13 protein-coding genes are annotated in these 18,306 nt (G+C 68.2%); 5 read left to right on the forward strand and 8 right to left on the reverse strand.

Annotated features, from left to right (window positions below; all coding sequences use genetic code 11):
- Positions 1–48 precede the first annotated feature (48 nt).
- The 4 genes from AC10QF_RS18730 to msrB form a co-directional block, all read right to left on the reverse strand.
- On the reverse strand, positions 49–1,497 hold the full coding sequence (locus AC10QF_RS18730; protein WP_111191279.1) for an aminotransferase-like domain-containing protein: 1,449 nt from the start codon (positions 1,495–1,497) through the stop codon (positions 49–51).
- 209 nt (positions 1,498–1,706) lie between these two features.
- Positions 1,707–2,444, reverse strand: coding sequence for a peptide-methionine (S)-S-oxide reductase MsrA (msrA, locus tag AC10QF_RS18735; RefSeq protein WP_049414846.1), 738 nt, complete (start codon positions 2,442–2,444; stop codon positions 1,707–1,709).
- A gap of 14 nt (positions 2,445–2,458) precedes the next feature.
- Entirely contained in the window at positions 2,459–4,228 is a 1,770-nt protein-coding gene (locus AC10QF_RS18740; protein ID WP_494542673.1) for a cytochrome c biogenesis protein DipZ, read from the reverse strand.
- Between the two features lie 2 nt (positions 4,229–4,230).
- Positions 4,231–4,803: a peptide-methionine (R)-S-oxide reductase MsrB gene (gene msrB / locus AC10QF_RS18745; protein WP_049414827.1), complete on the reverse strand. Its 573-nt coding sequence runs from the start codon at positions 4,801–4,803 to the stop codon at positions 4,231–4,233.
- A 144-nt stretch (positions 4,804–4,947) separates the two neighbouring features.
- Here msrB and AC10QF_RS18750 point away from each other — a divergent pair, with 144 nt between their 5' ends.
- On the forward strand, positions 4,948–5,667 hold the full coding sequence (locus AC10QF_RS18750) for a response regulator transcription factor (protein ID WP_111097235.1): 720 nt from the start codon (positions 4,948–4,950) through the stop codon (positions 5,665–5,667).
- Positions 5,664–7,133 (forward strand): sensor histidine kinase, encoded by a 1,470-nt coding sequence (locus tag AC10QF_RS18755; protein ID WP_049414822.1) that lies wholly within the window; start codon positions 5,664–5,666, stop codon positions 7,131–7,133. Before AC10QF_RS18750 ends, AC10QF_RS18755 begins: the two co-directional genes overlap by 4 nt.
- Here AC10QF_RS18755 and AC10QF_RS18760 read toward each other — a convergent pair.
- Together AC10QF_RS18760 and AC10QF_RS18765 are read right to left on the reverse strand one after the other, a co-directional pair.
- Positions 7,130–8,476 carry an ATP-binding protein gene (locus AC10QF_RS18760; RefSeq protein WP_049440093.1) on the reverse strand — a complete coding sequence of 449 codons (1,347 nt, stop codon included), beginning with the start codon at positions 8,474–8,476 and terminating at the stop codon, positions 7,130–7,132. The genes AC10QF_RS18755 and AC10QF_RS18760 overlap by 4 nt on opposite strands.
- Positions 8,473–9,162 carry a winged helix-turn-helix domain-containing protein gene (locus AC10QF_RS18765; protein WP_004141029.1) on the reverse strand — a complete coding sequence of 230 codons (690 nt, stop codon included), beginning with the start codon at positions 9,160–9,162 and terminating at the stop codon, positions 8,473–8,475. Before AC10QF_RS18765 ends, AC10QF_RS18760 begins: the two co-directional genes overlap by 4 nt.
- A gap of 349 nt (positions 9,163–9,511) precedes the next feature.
- Here AC10QF_RS18765 and asnB point away from each other — a divergent pair, with 349 nt between their 5' ends.
- The gene (gene asnB, locus AC10QF_RS18770) at positions 9,512–11,413 is read left to right on the forward strand and encodes an asparagine synthase (glutamine-hydrolyzing) (RefSeq protein WP_494542674.1); all 1,902 of its coding nucleotides are present in this window, start codon (positions 9,512–9,514) and stop codon (positions 11,411–11,413) included.
- 460 nt (positions 11,414–11,873) lie between these two features.
- On the opposite strand, the gene AC10QF_RS18775 is transcribed toward asnB, so the two are convergent.
- Both AC10QF_RS18775 and queD read right to left on the reverse strand, forming a co-directional pair.
- Positions 11,874–12,221, reverse strand: a complete 348-nt coding sequence (locus AC10QF_RS18775; protein ID WP_049440089.1) for a phasin family protein — start codon at positions 12,219–12,221, stop codon at positions 11,874–11,876.
- A 117-nt stretch (positions 12,222–12,338) separates the two neighbouring features.
- Positions 12,339–12,701 (reverse strand): 6-carboxytetrahydropterin synthase QueD, encoded by a 363-nt coding sequence (gene queD, locus AC10QF_RS18780; RefSeq protein ID WP_049414818.1) that lies wholly within the window; start codon positions 12,699–12,701, stop codon positions 12,339–12,341.
- 192 nt (positions 12,702–12,893) lie between these two features.
- On the opposite strand from queD, the gene AC10QF_RS18785 reads away from it, so the two are divergent.
- A complete protein-coding gene (locus tag AC10QF_RS18785; protein WP_494542675.1) occupies positions 12,894–15,533 on the forward strand; it encodes a TonB-dependent receptor plug domain-containing protein in 2,640 nt (879 codons plus the stop codon).
- A 73-nt stretch (positions 15,534–15,606) separates the two neighbouring features.
- Positions 15,607–18,201 (forward strand): M14 family zinc carboxypeptidase, encoded by a 2,595-nt coding sequence (locus AC10QF_RS18790; RefSeq protein WP_164283735.1) that lies wholly within the window; start codon positions 15,607–15,609, stop codon positions 18,199–18,201.
- The last annotated feature ends 105 nt before the right edge of the window (positions 18,202–18,306 follow it).

The following is an 18,306-nucleotide window of genomic DNA, read 5'->3' on the forward strand; positions in this document are numbered from 1 at the left end:
GCAACCTCGATGAATCACGTCCGTGCAATTGCCGGCCAGCGGCCGGCACTACCGTGCTGCAGCCGCCAGCTCCCGCGCGATCGCACCCAGCCGTTCCACCGCGCCGATGAAGCGCGCATCCAGGGTCTGGCAGCACGACAGCCGCAGGCAGTGGCGATAGCGCGCGCCACGCGAATAGACCTGGCCGGGCATGAACACGATGCCCTCCTGCAGCGCTCGCTCGAACAGCTCGCGCGTGTCCACGCCCGGCAGTTCCAGCCACAGCAGGAATCCGCCCTGTGGTTCGGTGGCGCGGGTGCCTGCCGGGAAATGCTCGGCTACCAGCTGGCGCAGCCGTCCCACCTGTTCGCGGTACAGGCGGCGCATGCGATGCAGATGGTGCTCGTAGCTGCCGGCTTCCAGATACGCCGCGACCGCGTCACCGAGCAGCTGCGGCTCGCCGCCGGTGGACTGGAACTTCAGCAGTGCGATGCGCTCTGCGAAGCGGCCGCCATCCAGCCAGCCGATGCGGTAATCCGGCGCCAGTGTCTTTGAGAAGCCACCGACCACCATCACCCAGCCATCGCGATCGAAGGCTTTCAGCAAGGGTGCCGGCGGTTCGCAGAACTGCAGCTCGGCGTACACCGCATCCTCGATCAGGGGCAGCTGCCGTGCGTTGACCAGCTCGGCCAGGCGTTGTTTGGCGACGGTCGGCATGGTGCAGCCGAGCGGGTTGTGCACGGTCGGCATCACCACCAGTGCGGCCAGCGGCGTGTGCTCCAGCAGCGCATCCAGTGCATCCACATCCAGTCCGTGCTGCGGGTGGGTGGGCAACTCGATGGCCTGCAGGCCGAGGTTGGCCAGCAACGGATACAGGTTGAAGTAGGACGGCGCCTCGATGCCCACCGCGTCACCGGGCTGGGTGACCGCGCGCAACGCCAGCTGCAGGGCTTCCATCGCACCATGGGTCAGCAGGAGTCGCTCGGCGTGGGTGTGCAGTCCCATGCGCGGACTGCGGCGCACGATCTGCGCCAGCAGCCGGGGGGAGCCGTTGGGTCTCGCATAGGTCTCCACCGTCTGCTGGCCGTGGCGCAGCACCTGCGCGGTATGCCGGGCCAGCTGCGCGCCGGGATAGAACTGGCGACCACGTGGGCCGGCGAAGGCCAGATCGACCACACCCGGGCGGCGCTGTGCTTCCAGTACCCGGGCCATCAGCACCTGCTGCAGCGGCGCGGTGGGCGCGGACGGGGTGTCGCGCAGCGAACGCTCCGGCACCGACAGCCGCGGCGCGACTTCGAAGCCCGCCTTCGGCCGCGGAATCACCAGCCCGGCATCTTCCAGCTGGCGATAGGCCGCGATCACCGTGTTGAGGCTGAGCCTGCGCTGCGACGCCATCTGCCGCAGCGAAGGCAGGCGGCTGCCGACCGGAAGGCGACCGCCGTGGATGGCCTCGGCCAGTTCGTCGGAGAGCCGCTGGTAGCGCGGAGGGATCATCGTGGCCTGGTCATCTGTATCCATCGAACATCCCGCCATCTGGTGCTGTACCCATGATGATGGCGAGCCTACCATGTCGTCGTCGGCCGGGCCTGATCGGGGCGTGGCCGATACTTCCCAAACGCACGGCTGGATGGCCGTGCGTCTTTTTTGGGTAGTGCCGGCCGCTGGCCGGCAATCCCTGGATCCGGAACGGTGCGGTTGCCGGCCAGCGGCCGGCACTACCCAGGTCGTCAGCGCATCGGCACCAGCACCGCCTCGCGCCGGTACAGCGCTGGGAACTGCTTGGCCAGGGCCGCCAGCTTCGGTGCGTCGTAGTAGCGGATGTAGGCGGCCTGCGGGTAGTTGGTCATGTAGTTCTGGTGGTAGCTCTCGGCCGGGTAGAAGCGCTGGCCGCTGACCAGCTGGGTGACGATCGGTGCGCGGTAGCTGCCGGCCTGGCCGAGCTGGGCGATGTAGGCACGGCTGGCGGCCTGCTGGCGGGCGTCATCACTGAAGATCGCCGAGCGATACTGGCTGCCGTGGTCCGGACCCTGGCGGTTGAGCTGGGTCGGGTCGTGCGCGACCGAGAAGAACACCTGCATCAGCTGCCCATAGCTGACCTGGCGCGGGTCGTAGTCGATCTTTACAGCTTCGGCATGGCCGGTCTGGCCACCGCTGACGCGCTCATAACGCGCATTGGCCGCACTGCCACCGATATAGCCGGACACCGCATTGCTCACGCCCTTGACGTGCTGGAACACGCCCTGCACGCCCCAGAAGCAACCGCCGGCAAACACCACGCTGGCGTGGGTGGCGTCATCGCGGAACGCCGCGTCGCCGGTGGGGGCCGGCAGTGCCTGGATCTGCGCGCTGGCTTCGACCGGCGCCGCAGCCGCGCCGTGATCGACCAGCAGCACCCCGGCAATCAATGCCATGGCCACCAGGCCGGCAACACCGGCGGCGATGCCCTGTTCAAAGGAGAGTTTCATCATGTGCTCCCGGTTCAACCGAAGGTGAAGGCATAGGCCTGCACGCCTGCATCGAGGAATTCGATCTCGAAGCGATGCGGGCTGACCGTGCCGCGCTGGCGTACCAGCTGGTACAGGCGATGCTCGTCGACCACGCCACTGCCATCGGCGCCGACATCACTGCCGGCATCGGTGGCGGGAAGTGGCTTGCCGTCCAACCAGACGCGGAAGCGCACCGGCGAGCCGTCGCGGGTGGGCGCCAGCACCAGGTGCAGGTCGCGCGCATGGAACTGGAACGCAATGCGGCCACCGGCCTGCTGCAGCTGTGCGGCTTCATCGGTGACGGTCCAGCGCCCCGACAGTCCCCATTGGTTCAGCGCCAGAGTCGCCGGCAAGGAGTAGTCGAACGCGGCATCACTGCGCTGTCCGCCGGGCGAGGCGAACTGCTCGGCGCGGGCGTGGCCCAGATAGGTTTCCGGCGAACGCAGGTTGCCCATGTCGGCCTGCACGGCCACGCCTTTCAGGTCGGCGGCAGCGGGATCGGCCGGCGGCGGCAGATTCGTCTGGCCGGCTTCGGTCAGCAGGCGACGGATCATCTGTTCCGAGCGCGCATAATTGCCCTCGCCGAACTGGTGGCCGCGGATGTTGCCCTGCGCATCAACGAAGTACTGCGCCGGCCAGTAGCGGTTGTTGAACGCGCGCCAGATCGTGTACTGGTTGTCGAGCGCCACCGGGTACTCGACCTTCAGCTGTTGCACCGCCTTCATCACGTTGCGCGGGTCACGCTCGAAGGCGAACTCCGGTGTGTGCACGCCGACCACCACCAAGCCGTGGTCGCGGTAGCGGCGCTCCCATTCGTGCACGAACGGCATCGCGCGCAGGCAGTTGATGCAGGAGTAGGTCCAGAAATCGATCAGCACGACCTTGCCGCGCAGCTGCTGGGCTGCCAGCGGGGGACTGTTGAGCCAGCCGGTGGCCCCGTCCAGCGCGGGCAGGGTGCCTTCCACCGGCAGCGGTGCATCGGCAGCGGCGTTGGCACCGGCCATCATCATCATCGGCGGTGCCGACGGCTGCGCGCCGGGTACCGCATCCAGCAGGCCCTGCTCGATACGCGCGGTGCTGACCGTGGAAAGACGGGTCAGCAGGCCGGTATCCCAGCCCAGGCCGATCGCCACCACCGCCAGCAGGGCGGCCACGCCCAGCCCCTTGCGCAGCACATCGCCGAGGCCAAGCCGCGCCTGCAGCGCACGGAACACGCGGCCACCCACCCACACCGCCAGCGCCAGCGCAGTGACCGCGCCCAGCGCATACGCCAGCAGCAGGGTGCTGGTCCCCACGCTGGCACCATGCAGGGCGGCACCGGTCAACACCAGGCCGAGGATCGGACCTGCACACGGTGCCCACAGCAGGCCGGTGGCGATGCCGATCAGCAGCGAGGTCCACGCGCCGCCGCGCCCAGCGGCATCAGCGGCATCGGCGCGCGCGCTCAGACGGGCACCCACGCGCTGGAACGGCGCCAGCAGATGGTCGGCCAGTCGCGGCCACAGCAGGGCGACCGCGAACAGCGCCATCAGCAGCAGGGCGATCCAGCGTCCGACCTGGTTGGCCTGCGCCACCCACTGGCTGCCCACCGCGGCCAGGCTGGCAACCACGGTGAAGGTGAGCGCCATGCCCAGCAGCAGCGGCAGCGTGCTGCGCAGGAACGGACGGTCGGCACGCGCGAACACGAACGGCAGCACCGGCAGGATGCACGGGCTGAGCAGGGTCAGCGCGCCCCCCAGGTAGGCAAGCAGCAACAGCAGCATGGTCAGGCTCCGGAAACAGAAGAAGAACCGACCGGCACCCGCCAGCCGTCGGCAGTGCCATCCGTGGCGCCGGGAACGAACACCATCGCCGCACCGTTCATGCAGTAGCGCAGCCCGGTCGGGCGCGGGCCGTCGTTGAACACGTGGCCGAGGTGGCCACCGCAGCGGCGGCAGTGCACCTCCACCCGCAGCATCCCGAAGGTCACGTCGCGGTCTTCGCCGATGGCGTTGTGCAGCGGTGCCCAGAAGCTGGGCCAGCCGGTGCCGCTCTCGAATTTGGTGGAGGAGGAGAACAGCGGCAGCGCGCAGCCGGCGCAGGCGAAGGTGCCCTGCCGGTGTTCCTTGTTGAGCGGGCTGCTGTAGGGGCGCTCGGTCGCCTGCTGGCGCAGCACCGCGTACTGCGCCGGGGTCAGGCGTTGGCGCCACTCGGCATCGCTGTGCATGACCTCGAACTGTCGCGACGGACGCGCTTCGGCGGCGGCCGGGGCGGCGCGGCTGCAGGCCCCCAGGCCGAGCAGGCCGGCGGCGGTGGCAACACCGCCCAGGCCCAGCAGATGGCGGCGGGAGAGGGACATGGCGGACTCCGGGAAGGGGCGACGGGGCCATGCTGCGCCCGCCCGGGTCAACGAATCCTCACGCAGGATTCAATTTTTCGTGAGGTATCGGCGGCCGTCCCGCGCCACAATGCAGCCAGCCCCCCCGCTGGCCCCGAGTTGCCGATGTCGACCAAACGCGTGCTGATCGTTGAAGACGATGCCCACATCGCCGACCTGCTGCGCATGCACCTGGGCGATGAGGGCTACGACGTCGCCCATGCTGCCAGCGGCGATGCCGGCCTGCGCCTGCTCGAGCAGGAAGGTCCCTGGGATGCGCTGGTGCTGGACGTGATGCTGCCCGGCGTGGATGGCCTGCAGGTCTGCCAGCGTGCACGCGCGATGGCGCGTTACGTGCCGATCATCATCATCAGTGCGCGCGGCAGCGAAACGCAGCGCATCGTCGGCCTGGAGCTGGGCGCGGACGATTACCTGGCAAAACCCTTTTCGATGCCGGAACTGGTGGCACGCGTGCGCGCGCTGCTGCGCCGCGCCGAGGCGATGGCACAGAGCGCGCGCATCGATGCGGGTGCGATCGAGCTGGGCGGGTTACAGCTGGACCCGGTCGCGCGCACCGCCTCGGTGGATGGCAAGCCATTGGAGCTGACCCCGCGCGAGTTCGACCTGCTGCTGTTCTTCGCACGTCACCCGGACCAGGTGTTCGCGCGCATGGAACTGCTCAACCAGGTCTGGGGCTACCAGCACGATGGCTACGAGCACACGGTCAACACCCATATCAACCGCCTGCGCAGCAAGATCGAACCCGACCCGGCCAACCCACGGCGGTTGCTGACGGTGTGGGGCCGCGGCTACAAGCTGGTCGACCCGGCCGGGGCGGCGGCATGATCAAGCCGAACCTGTGGCAGAAGCTGGCGGTGGTGACCGCCGCGCTGATGCTGATGTGCTGCATGGCGCTGCTGGCACTGCAGATGCGTGCCAACACCCGCCACGAGCAGGAAGTCGTGCAGCGGCTGTCGCTGGGCCTGGCCGAACACATTGCCCAGCGCAGCGAACTGATGGACACCAGCGGCATGCGCGATGCCGCGGTGCGCGCGCTGTTCGGCCAGCTGATGGCGGTCAACCCCAGCGTCGAGGTGTACCTGCTGGACGACCAGGGCCGCATCCTCGGCCACGATGCACCCAGTGGGCACCTGGTGCGAAACCGGGTGGACGTGGCGCCGCTGCGCCGCCTGCTGGCCGGTGCGCCGTTGCCGATCCTCGGCGATGACCCGCGCAGCGCGAATGGCCGCAAGGTGTTCAGCGCGGCACCATTGATCGTGCAGGGCCGGCCGGCGGGCTATGTGTACGTGGTGCTGGTCGGCGAGCACCGGCAAATGCTGGCCGACGATCTTGCCGCCGGCAGCCAGTGGAACACCACGCTGTGGTCGGTGGTGCTGGTCGGTGGCCTCGGCCTGCTGGCCGGGCTGGTGGCGTTCTACTGGGTGACCCGTCCGCTGCGGCGGCTGACCCGGCGCATCCAGGCCTTCGACATCGACGCACCCACGCCCTTGCCGCCGCCGGCGCCGCTGCGCCCCGGTGAGCGCGACGAGCTGGTGATCCTCGAACACGCGCACGCGCAGATGGCGCAGCGGCTGGGCGAGCAGTGGCAGCAGCTGCGTCAGCAGGACCTGCAGCGCCGCGAACTGGTCGCCAATATCTCGCACGACCTGCGCACGCCGCTGTCGTCGCTGCATGGCTACCTGGAAACGCTGGCGTTGAAGGACGCTACGCTGTCGCCGGACGAGCGCCGCCGCTATCTCGGCATTGCGCTGGCACAGAGCGCCAAGGTCGGCCGGCTGGCTCGCGCGCTGTTCGAACTGGCGCGGCTGGAGCATGGCGAAGTGCGGTTGGAGTGGGAGGTGTTCGCACTACCGGAGCTGCTGCAGGACGTGCTGCAGAAGTTCGAACTGGCGGCGCAGGCGCGTGGCCAGCAGCTGCACGCGGCGTTTCCGCCCGGCCTGCCGCTGGTCCGCGCCGACCTGGGCCTGGTCGAACGGGTGTTGACCAACCTGCTCGACAACGCGCTGCGGCATGCACCCGACGGTGGACAGATCGAGGTGCGCCTGCGCGCGACCTCCGACAGCGTGGAGGTCAGCGTGGCCGATGACGGCCCCGGGGTGGCGCCGGCGTTGCGCACCCAGCTGTTCCAGGCACCGGCCGCGCTGGGCGCGCGGCGCGGCGAGAACGGCGGATTGGGCCTGTTGATCGTGCAGCGCATCGTGCAGCTGCATGGCCGTCGCATCGAACTGCGCGACAGCGAGCGTGGCGCGCTGTTCGTGTTTGCCTTGCCGCGTGCGGAACCGGCGGCCTAGCAGGCCGCTTCGCATTCGACGATGCCGCCGTTTTCCAGCGGCAGGTGCAGGCGGATGCAGGCACCGCCCAGCGCCGAATCGGTCACTTCGACGTGGCCGCCATGCTTGTCGGCCACCACCTGCACCAGCGCCAGGCCGAGGCCGAAGCCGGGACTGCCCGGGTCCAGCCGGACGTAGGGCTGCAGTACCTGGCCGCGCAGTTCGGGTGCGATGCCGGGGCCGTCGTCCTCCACCTGCAGGCATAGCCAGCCGTCATTGACCGTGCTGGCGATGCGGATCTGCCGGCGCGCGTAACGCAGTGCATTGCCGAGCAGGTTGCGCAGTGCCAGCTCCAGCATGTGCCGGTTGACGTTGACCAGGCCCACCGGCGACAGCGCCTGCTGCACCGGCATCGGCAGCGGTGCAAACTGGGCGACCACGCCGCGCACCAGTGCCGCCAGCTGCAGGCGCTGCCGGGTCAGCTGATGGCAGCGGCCCAGTGCGGCGTACTCGACGCCTGCATCGGTCAGGTGCTGCAGCCGATCGACGTCGGTGCGCAGCCCGCCCAGTGCATCGCGCTGCCCATCATCGAGCGCGGTGTCCTCCAGGTCGGCCAGGCCGAAACGCATCCGCGCCAATGGCGTGCGCACTTCGTGCGCCACCGCCTGCGCCAGCACACGCTGGCTTTCCAGCAGCTGCTGCAGCTGCTCGGCCATGTGGTTGAAGGCATTGGCCAGCGGCCGCACCAGTGCGGTGCCGGCGCGCGGCGCACGCGTGTCCAGCTGGCCGTCGCGCATGCGCCGCGCCGCCTGGGCCAGCTGCGAGACGTCGCGCCACAGCCGGTACACCATCACGTACATCGGCAGTGCCACCGCCACCATCAGGATCAGCAGCAGGATCGCCACGCCGGACACTTCGCTGTCCTGCCAGCCCTCGTCCGGCAGCGCTTCGTCCAGCGGCCCCAGCATCACCGCGTAGTCGCTGTCGCCGATCCGCTGCAGGCTGCGCATGTGCTCCAGGTCGATCTGTACGCGGCCGTTGTTGAACGGCGGGCGCTGGCTGGCCGGCAGCGCCTTCACCGCCTCGGCCAGCGGCACCATGCGCAGCGCGTAGGCGAAATCGGCGTCGAGTTCGCGCGCCAGTGCCGGCCACTGCTCGCGCGGGGTTTCGGCGAAGCGATGCTGCAGCAGCGCATGGGTGCCGCGCATCTCGGCCTGCAGTCCGGCTTCGGTGCGGTCTTCCAGCAGGGCGTCCCAGGCCCACAGGCCCAGCACGATCAACAACAGGTGGGCGACCAGGAAGCCGATCCCGTAGCGCAGGAAGTGGAAGGCGTGGCCGCGCATCGCCGAGGGCGTGCGCTTCATCCCCATGCCGAGCGGCTGAACAGGTAGCCGCGGCCACGCACGGTCTTGATCCGTTCCGGCTGCTCGGGGTTGTCGCCCAGTTTGCGGCGCAGGCGCGAGATGCGGGCATCGATCGAACGGTCCAGGCCGTCGAAGGCGATCCCGCGCAGGCCGCGCAGCAGCGCGTCGCGGTCCAGGATCTGGCCGGCGTTGCTGGCCAGCAGGAACAGCAGGTCGAACTCGGCCGTGGTCAGCTCCAGCAGGCTGCCCTGCAGGTGCACGTTGCGGGTGGACGGGTCGATGTTCAGCTCGCCGAAGCGCAGGCTGCCGTCGCGCGGTTCGACCCGGCGGTGGCGGCGCAGGTGGGCGCGCAGCCGCGCCAGCAGCACCCGCGGTTCGATCGGTTTGCCGATGTAGTCGTCGGCCCCCAGCTCAAGTCCCAGAACCTGGTCGATGTTGTCGGTGCGGGCGGTCAGCACGCAGATGATGCCGTCATAGTGGGGCCGGATCTGCCGACACACTTCGAAACCATCCTGGTCGGGCAGGCCGACATCGAGCAGCACCAGGGCTGGCTTCTCGGCCAGGATGCGGGCCACTGCGCGCTCGCCGCTACGCTCGTGGGCCACCTGGTAGCCATGCCGTTGCAGGTAGTCACTGACCATCGTTCCCAGGCGGGCATCGTCTTCGACCAGTACGATATCCAGCATTTCCAAGGCCTCCGTGGACGCAAACGTACCGCCACGGCACGAGCGCGGCGATGCTATCCCAGCCTGCGGGCCGACCGGGTACAGCGGGTGGGCGCCATTCAGCCGGGGTTGCTGGCGCTGGGGCCGCGCTTCAGGCCTGGCAACAGCTTGGCGTTGAGCATAGCCCGAGGCTGTTACAAAGCGTTACCTTCGTGATACGGCGGGTGACGATCGCTGACAGCAAAGCGACTGACGCCGCGCGGCCCGGCGCCGAGCATGGAGTCTCCTCCGCTCCGCGTGCCGTCCCCATGTCGCCCGCCGCCTCTTGCCTGCTGAACCCGTCCCGCCGCCGCCAGTGCGGAGGCTCCCGATGAGCGGCGTGGTCGGGGCCTGGTTGCCGCCCGCCGAGGACGAGCAGCTGCTGCAGCAGCTGGCACCGATGCTGCGGGCGCTGCAGCAGCGTGGGCGTGGCCGCATCGGCTACTGGACCGACGCCGAGGCCGGCCTCGCGCTGGGCCACTGCCGGGCGCCGACCGATACGCCGTTGCAGCCGCTGAGCTCGGGCTGCGGTCGCTACGTGCTGTGCCTGGACGGCCGCCTGTACAACCGCGCTGACCTGCAGGCGCAGTTGCGCGATCTGCCACGCAGCTGCAGCGATGCACGGCTGCTGCTGCAGGCGATCGTCGAATGGGGCGTGCAGCGGGCGCTGGCGCGTATCGAGGGCGCCTTTGGCTTCAGCGTCTGGGACCGCGAGTCGCGCGTGCTGTGGCTGGCCCGCGACCCGGTGGGCGAGCGGCCGCTGTATTACGGCTGGTACCAGGGCCAGTTCCTGTTCGCCTCGGAGTTGAAGGCGCTGCAGGCCTTCGCCGGGTTCGCACCGAGCATCGACCAGGATGCGCTGAGCCTGCTGCTGCGCCACGACTATGTGCCGGCGCCGCACACCATCTACCGCGGCATCCACAAGCTGATGGCGGGCGCGATGCTGCGCATCGATCTCAGCGACCATGCCGCGGGTTGCTCCAGCCAGGCCGCGCAGGGGGGCGCGCGTTACTGGTGCGCACGCGAAGCGATGCAGAGTGCACTGCAGGAGCCGCAGCAACCGGCGCCGAGTCTGGAACAGGCCACCGACCAGCTTGAGGCGGTACTTCAGAAAGCCATCGCTTCACGCATGCACTCGCCGCTGGCCTGTGGCGCGTTCCTGTCCGGTGGCACCGACTCCTCGCTGGTGACGGCGATGATGCAGGCCCAATCCACCCTGCCGATCGAAGCATGGACGGTCGGCTTCGACGATCCGGGACATGACGAGAGCGACTGGGCGTCGCAGGTCGCGCGTCACCTGGGGGTGCAGCACCACCTGCACCGCATGGATGCGCGCCAGGGCCTGGACCTGCTGCAGCGCCTGCCGCAGGTCTGGTGCGAGCCTTTCGCCGACGCCTCGCAGCTGCCGACGCTGCTGGCCAGTGAACTGCTGGGGGCGCGCAAGCCGGTGGCACTGACCGGTGACGGTGGCGATGAACTGTTCTTCGGCCACCCCAGCTATGGCCGCGCGCTGCGCAATGCGCGCCTGTGCGGTGGCTTGCCGGACTGGGTACGCGACCTGGCGCGGCGCAGCGGCAATCGCTTGAACGCCGAGCGTGGTCGCCTGGGTGGATGGCGTGCATTGGTGGCCGAGGTTGCTGCCAACGATGTGGAAGGCCACTACCTGCAGCGGGTGACCCGCTGGCGGCAGCCGGCGCAGGTGGTGCTGGGCGCGCGTGAACCGGTGACGATCTTCCAGCAGCAGGACTCGGCGCTGCCGGCCGAGGCGCGCATCCAGCTGCTGGATTTCCGCATGGACCTGGCCGAGGGCATCCTCGCCAAGGTTGACCGCGCGGGCATGGCGGCGGGCGTTGAAACCCGCGCGCCACTGCTGGACATGGAGGTGGTGCGACTGGCCTGGCGCCTGCCGCAGCACCTGAAGTACCACGATGGCGAACACAAACTGATTCTGAAGCACCTGTTGGCACGCTACCTGCCCGAGCCGCTGGTGTACCGTCCCAAGCGCGGCTTTGGCCCGCCGATGGCGCGCTGGCTGGCCAGTCCGTTGCGCGATTGGGCGGAGGCGCTGCTGGACCCGCAGCTGCTTCGCAATCAGGGCTGTTTCGATCCGGCACGCGTGCGCGGCATCTGGGAAGCGTTCCTGCGCGGCGAGCGCAAGTGGCACACGCACCTGTGGAACGTGTTGATGTTCCAGGCGTGGCACCAGCACTGGCACGGCGGTCGCGGGCGCTGAGGTTCCTTCGCGGTGTGTTCTGCGTGGCGCGTGGCGGATTCGTTCTGCGCGGCGCAGGGCGGAGGCCCTTGCGTACGAATGTCCTCCGGCGCCGGCCGTTGGCCGTCACCTCCTCCTTTACTTCGTACGCAAGGGCCTCCGCCCTGCGTTCGGAGTTCGTCGGCGCGTCATTGAAAGGTTGCCGCGAGCACTGTGCTCTACCCACCGCACGCCGAGCCTCGTCGGGGCGGGCAGGGGTCTGGGCAAAGTAAAGGAGGAGGTGACGGCCAACGGCCGGCGCCGGGGGACATTTGCCCAGGCCCCTGCCTGTCTCGGCGGGGCCCCTCAGCTCGCAGAGACATCGGACGAAGACGCACTTCGGAATCCGAACACCAGGCAAAAAAAGACCCGGCAGAGGGAGGGATCTGCCGGGTCCGGATTGCGTGGGGGGAGGGACCCACGCAATGAGCGTTGCGTCGCGTCAGTGGTTGCTCGCGTCCGCCGTTGATTCGTTGTAGCCCTGCACCAGTTCGGACCACGCTTTGCTGGCCTGCAGGCCAAGACCGACCACATCCTGCTGGGCCCGGCCCAGCCGCTGCAGGTTGTCCTGCCACAGCTGTGCGCCCTTGTTGAGCATCCCGGCCGCGTCGTCGCTGCGGGCCAGTTCACCCAGCCAGCCGCCGGTCGCGGTCAGGTTGCGCTCCATCGCCTTCAACTGCACGCCGAACATGCTTTCCGCGTTCTCCAACGCCAACCGGTTCGCACGCGTTGCCGCGGCGGCGAGCTGGCGGGTGGCATCACTGAAGCGATCGCTGAAGGCGGCGGCCATGGGGGCATCAGGGAGTGGCTTGATGCAATGCAGCATACGCCCTTGATGCGGCAATGCAACAAAAATAACAAAGGCGCTCAGGGCGCCTTTGAAAAAGCTTTAAGATCAATGGGTTGATCAGGACGTCGGACCGCGGTAGCGGCAGCCGGAGGTGCAGGTTTCGTGCACGGTGATCTCGCTCAGCGCCGGCAGGCTGGGCTTGAGTTCATTCCAGATCCACACCGCCAGGTTCTCGCTGGTCGGGTTCTCCAGGCCGGGGATGTCGTTGAGGTAGTGATGGTCCAGGCGGTCATAGATCGGCTGGAAAGCCGCCTTCACGTCGCCGAAGTCCATGATCCAGCCAGTCTGCGCGCCGGGCTCGCCCTCGACCTTCAGTTCCACCCGGAACGAGTGGCCGTGCAGGCGCGCGCACTTGTGCCCCGGCGGCACGTTGGGAAGGCGGTGCGCCGCCTCGAGCATGAAGACTTTGAAGATTTCCATGGCGCAATTGTACGCCGCAGGCGGCCCGGCAGCCTGAGCGGACGTTGGTCTTCCGTGAAGTTACTCTTTCCATCCGGATGAAGAGATGATAGTTTCTCTTATATCCGTATGAAGAGATGTTATTGGCCGGGCGCCGGCCAGGCATGGACTACTGCGGAACTTCGTCGTCCTCACCACCTCCCCCACATCGTCATGCCCAAGCACACCCTGCTCGTGGCGGCCCTGGCCGTCGCTCTGGCCGCGCCTTTGTCCGCCGCCGCCGAAACCTCCACCGACGCCGTTGGCGACGCCAATACCCTGGCCGCCGTGCGCGTCACCGGTTCCAACATCAAGCGCACCGATACCGAGGCCTCCAACCCGGTGCAGGTGATCGGTCGCCAGCAGCTGGAACAGACCGGCAAGGCCACCGTGGCCGACGTGCTGCGTTCGATCTCGGCCAACACCGGCAACGCCGCCAACGAAACCACCAACAACGGCTGGGCCTCCGGCTCGGCCGGCATCGGCCTGCGCGGCCTGTCGCAGAAGAACACGCTGGTGCTGCTCAACGGCCGCCGCCTGGCCAACTACGGCTTCCCGGCCGGTGGCCTGTCCGACACCTTCGTCGATCTCAACGCGTTGCCGCTGGTCGCGGTCGAGCGCATCGAAGTGCTCAAGGACGGCGCCTCGGCGGTGTACGGCTCCGACGCCGTGGCCGGCGTGGTCAACATCATCACCCGGCAGAACTTCGAAGGCGCCGAGATCGGCGGCAGCTTCGGCGGTGCCGACCAGGGCGGCCTGCACGAGCAGAACCTGAAGTTCGTCGGCGGCCTCGGTGATCTCGACACCGACGGCTACAACATCCTCTTCAGCCTGCAGGGTTACAACCGCGAGCGCCTGGACCAGGACGAGCGCAACCTGACCCGCAGTGGCATCTACACCGACAAGCCCGGTGGCCGCTGGAACGGCTGGTCGGCCAAGGGCGCGCGCTACCTCATCAACGGCGTGTCGGTGCCGATGCTCGACGCCAACGGCAACTGCCCGGCCGGCAGCACCCGCGTTGCCAGCGCGCCGATCGATGGCCGGTCCGGTGACACCTGCGGCTTCAACCAGGCGCCGTTCACCACGCTGATCCCCTCGACCAAGCGTTACCAGGCCTATGCCAACGGCACCTTCCGCCTGAACGACAACGTCGAGGCCTTCGGCGAAGTGCTGTACAGCCAGATCAAGAGCGCCGCCTGGTTCGGCAGCAGCCCGTTCTTTACCCTGGAAAGCGGCCGCTTCGCGTTGAACGCCAACAGCGGCCTGGCCGAGCCGGTGTCGTCGCTGCTGCCGGCCAGCAATCCGTACAACCCGTACGGCCGCGCGATCCCGATCGAGTACACCTTCTTCGACCTCGGCGGCACGATCAAGACCAACCGTTCCACCGCCTATCGCGGCGTGTTCGGCCTGCGTGGCACCACCGCGTCGTGGGATTGGGAAGTGGCCGCGTTCGGCGCACGCAGCAGCGAGCGCGAGAGCGTGTCCGGCGGCTTCGCCAATCGCTGGGCGCTGGCCGACGCGCTGGCCACCGGCAGCTACAACCTGCTGAATCCGGCGGCCACGCCGCAGTCGGTGCGCGATTCGATCAACATCGCCACGCTGCGCCCGGCCGAGTCGAAGCTGCAGGGCGTCGACGCGAAGATCTCCGGCAGTCTGGGCCACACCTGGGCCGGCGAGATCGGCTTCGCCGCTGGTGCCGAGTGGCGCCGCGAGAAGCTCGATTCCAACAACCCGTGGCAGATCGATGCCGGCCTGCAGGTGCGCCCGGCCATTGCCGAAGTGCATGGCCAGCGCCAGGTCAGTGCCGCCTACGCCGAAGTGAACGTGCCGCTGGCCTCGACGCTGGAGCTGTCCGCCGCCGCGCGCGCCGACCACTACGACGATTTCGGCGATGCATTCTCGCCGAAGATCGGCCTGCGCTGGCAGCCCCTGGATGTCCTGCTGGTGCGTGCGTCCGCTTCCAAGGGCTTCCGCGCACCGTCGCTGTCGGAAAACTCCAACAGCACCAGCATCGCCTATGGCAGCGTGGTTGATCCGCGTGATCCGGACGTGCCGGGCTCGCGCCAGAACCCGACCTTCTTCACCGTCGGTAACAACGCACTGAAGCCGGAGCGAACCAAGAGCGTGAACTTCGGCGTGGTGCTGTCACCGTGGGCCAACACCAACCTGAGCGTGGACTATTACCGCATCCAGCTGGACAACCTGGTGGGCACCAACAATACCCAGACCCTGGTCAACGACAACGTGGCTGGCGCGGTGCAGCGCGATGAGCGCGGCAAGCTGCAGGCGGTCTACAACCGCTACCAGAACCTGAGCGAGCTGAAGACCTCGGGTATCGACGTCGAACTGCGCCAGCGCATCCCGACCGCGGCGCTGGGTGACTTCACCGTGTCCTCGGCCTATACCCACGTGCGCGACTACCGTCGCCCGACCGTGGTCGGTGGCCCGCTGGTCGACTACGCCGGCAGCAACCTGGGCGCGACCCTGCCCAAGGACAAGGCCACCACCACGCTGGACTGGAAGTACGGTGATTTCAACGCCGCAGTAACCTGGTACTACACCAGCAGCTACCGCCAGGAAGCCAGCACCGCAGCCAAGGCCGTGCAGCAGCGCGTCGGCAGCTATAGCCAGTACGACCTGTACCTGGGCTACACCGGCATCGACAAGCTGACGCTGTATGCCAAGGTGCAGAACCTCGCTGACAAGACGCCGCCGTACGACGCTTCGTTCCCGGGCATCCGCGCGCCATACGACTTCAGCCAGTACGACCTGCGCGGCCGCTACTTCACGCTGGGCTTCGATTACCGCTTCTGATCCATCCGCTGCGGCCGGTTTCTTCAGGGAGCCGGCCGCGCGACCGTCTGCCGTTGTGTCCTGGGGAGTCACCGTGTCCTTGCATCGTCGTGCCGTTCTTCCGTTGCTGATCGCCGCCGCCACCGCACTGTCCTGCCCGCAGCCAGCGCAGGCACAGAGTGCGTACTTCTTCCCGCAGGCCGTCGACGCGGCCGCGTTCGATACGTCCATTCCCACACCCGAGCAGTTCCTCGGCTACCCGATCGGCAGCCGTTACACCCGGCACGACCAGCTGGTGGCGTACTTCCAGGAACTGGCGAAACGCTCGGACAAGATCAGCGTGCGCGAGATCGGCCGCAGTTACGAGGGCCGCCCGTTGCTGATCGCCACGGTAACCGCTGCCGGCAACCACGCGCGGTTGGAACAGATCCGCCAGCAGCACGCGACCCTGGTCGATCCGGCGCAGCCGCGCAGTGCGGCGGGCGACAGCCCGGTGGTGGTGTGGCTGGGTTACAGCGTGCATGGCAACGAGACCTCCAGCGCCGAGGCGGCGATGCTGACCGCCTACTACCTGGTGGCCAACCGCAGTGCCGAGACCCAGCAATGGCTGCAGCAGGCGGTGGTGCTGTTCGACCCGGCGCAGAATCCGGACGGTCGCGATCGCGCCGCCAACTGGCACAACGCGTGGGCCTCCGATCCGGCCTCGGCCGACCCGGCTGACAAGGAGCACGTCGAGCCGTTCCCGCAGGGCCGCACCAACCACTACTTCACCGATCTCAACCGCGACTGGCTGGCCCTGACCCAGCAGGACTCGCGGCCGAAGGTGGAGGTGTTCCACCAGTGGTACCCGAACGTGCAGATCGACTTCCACGAAATGGGCAAGGACAGCACGTACTACTTCGAGCCTTCGCCGAAGAGCATGCACAGCCCGTTGATTCCGGCGCCGTCGTACGAGTTCAACAAGACCCTGGCCAAGTACCACGCGCAGGCGCTGGATGCCTTGGGTTCGCTGTACTACACCGGCGAGAATTTCGACAACTTCTCGCCGGTGTACGGCTCGACCTATCCGGACTTCCACGGCGCGGTCGGCGTCACCGTCGAGCAGGCCAGTTCACGTGGCCGCGTGCAGGAATCGGTGAATGGCCTGCTGACCTTCCCGTTCACCATCCGCAACCAGGTCGCCACCGGGCTGGGCACGGTGCGTGGTGCAGTGGCCGAGCGCAGTGGCCTGTTCGACCTGCAGAAGCAGTTCTTCCAGAGCGCGTTGAAGCAGGCCGCACAGCAGCCGGTGAAGAGCTTCGTGTTCGGCGACGCGCACGATCCGGCACTGACCCGTCGCCTGCTGGAACTGTTGCTGCTGCATCGCATCGAGGTACGTGCGCTGGAGCGTGCAGTCACCGTCGATGGGCAGCGCTTCGATGCCGGCAGCGCCTACGTGGTGCAGGTGCAGCAGGCGCAGTTCCGCCTGGTGCATTCGATCTTTGCCGAGACACCGCCGATCAAGGGGGATGTGTTCTACGGCAGCACCAGCTATGCGATCGCACCGGCCTACGGCGTGGCTTTCGCCGGCAGCCGTAGCCGTATCGAGGGCGGCGCACGCGTGACTGCGTTGCCGGCGCAGCAGGGCGCGGTGCTGGGTGGTCAGGCCGGGTTCGCCTACGCGATCGACTGGCGCGACTACAACGCCGGGCGCGCGCTGGCCGCGCTGCAGGGCAAGGGTGTGAGCGCACGTGCGGCATTCCAGCCGTTCACCACGGCGACCGCGCAGGGCGACGTCAGCTTCGCCGCCGGCAGCCTGGTGATTCCGGTTGCCGGGCAAACGCTGCAGGGCGCGGCGCTGCTTGAGACAGTGACATCGGCCGCGCGCGAGGCAGGTGTGCAGGTGCACGCGCTGTCCAGTGGCCGCAGCCGCGAAGGCATCGATCTGGGCAGTGACGGCGTCAAGGCGCTGCGCAAACCCGCGGTTGCGCTGGTGATGGGTGAGGGCGTGGCCGCCACCGAGATCGGCTCGGCCTGGTTCCTGCTCGACCAGCAGTTGCATTTGCCTGCCAGCAAGCTGGACCCGCAGCAGCTGGGCAAAGTGTCCCTGGACCGCTACACCACGATCGTGCTGTCCGGGGGGAGCTACACCGGCGTCGATACCACGGCGGTGGCTGCGCTGAAGCGCTGGGTGCAGGCGGGTGGCTCGCTGGTTACCTACGGCAGTGCCTCGAAGTGGGCGATCGAGCAGAAGTTGGCCGACGGCGAGAAGCTCGGCAAGGAAGAAGAGACTGCCGACGAGAGCCGCCGTGCATTCGGTGACCAGCGCGACATCGCCGCGATCGAGCGGGTCAGCGGCAACATCCTGAGCGCCGATGTGGACACCAGTCATCCGCTGGCGTTTGGCGTGCCGCGCCGGCAACTGGCGATCAACAAGGAGAGCACGGTGACGCTGCAGCCGAGCACGAATCCGTTCTCGACGGTGGTACGCATCGACACACCGCCGCGGGTGAATGGCTATCTTTCCGAGCGCAACCGTGCGCGGGTGGCGGGCAGCGCGTGGGTGCTGGTGTCGGCGCAGGGGCAGGGCAACGTGGTGCTGTTTGCCGATGACCCGGCGCACCGCAAGTACTGGCACGGGACGGATCGGCTGCTGATCAACGCGATCTTCTTCGGGAATCTGGTGAATCCGAGTAAAGCGCGGGGTTGAGGCGTTTGGCGCCTTGACTGATGCGTGTGGGGGCGGCCGGGCGGGCTGCGCAGGACACGCCGTAAACCCGTCCTTGGGGGCTCGATGGCGCCATCCATGGCGCCA

The sequence above is a fragment of the Stenotrophomonas maltophilia complex sp. Om-AH-Sm3 genome, assembly GCF_059337855.1.

Excerpts from the sequence above, each read along its gene's own strand:
- AC10QF_RS18730 (WP_111191279.1), bottom strand. The coding sequence starts at position 1,497 with ATGGATACAGATGACCAGGCCACGATGATCCCTCCGCGCTACCAGCGG.
- msrA (WP_049414846.1), bottom strand. The coding sequence starts at position 2,444 with ATGAAACTCTCCTTTGAACAGGGCATCGCCGCCGGTGTTGCCGGCCTG.
- AC10QF_RS18740 (WP_494542673.1), bottom strand. The coding sequence starts at position 4,228 with ATGCTGCTGTTGCTGCTTGCCTACCTGGGGGGCGCGCTGACCCTGCTC.
- msrB (WP_049414827.1), bottom strand. The coding sequence starts at position 4,803 with ATGTCCCTCTCCCGCCGCCATCTGCTGGGCCTGGGCGGTGTTGCCACC.
- AC10QF_RS18750 (WP_111097235.1), top strand. The coding sequence starts at position 4,948 with ATGTCGACCAAACGCGTGCTGATCGTTGAAGACGATGCCCACATCGCC.
- AC10QF_RS18755 (WP_049414822.1), top strand. The coding sequence starts at position 5,664 with ATGATCAAGCCGAACCTGTGGCAGAAGCTGGCGGTGGTGACCGCCGCG.
- AC10QF_RS18760 (WP_049440093.1), bottom strand. The coding sequence starts at position 8,476 with ATGAAGCGCACGCCCTCGGCGATGCGCGGCCACGCCTTCCACTTCCTG.
- AC10QF_RS18765 (WP_004141029.1), bottom strand. The coding sequence starts at position 9,162 with ATGCTGGATATCGTACTGGTCGAAGACGATGCCCGCCTGGGAACGATG.
- asnB (WP_494542674.1), top strand. The coding sequence starts at position 9,512 with ATGAGCGGCGTGGTCGGGGCCTGGTTGCCGCCCGCCGAGGACGAGCAG.
- AC10QF_RS18775 (WP_049440089.1), bottom strand. The coding sequence starts at position 12,221 with ATGGCCGCCGCCTTCAGCGATCGCTTCAGTGATGCCACCCGCCAGCTC.
- queD (WP_049414818.1), bottom strand. The coding sequence starts at position 12,701 with ATGGAAATCTTCAAAGTCTTCATGCTCGAGGCGGCGCACCGCCTTCCC.
- AC10QF_RS18785 (WP_494542675.1), top strand. The coding sequence starts at position 12,894 with ATGCCCAAGCACACCCTGCTCGTGGCGGCCCTGGCCGTCGCTCTGGCC.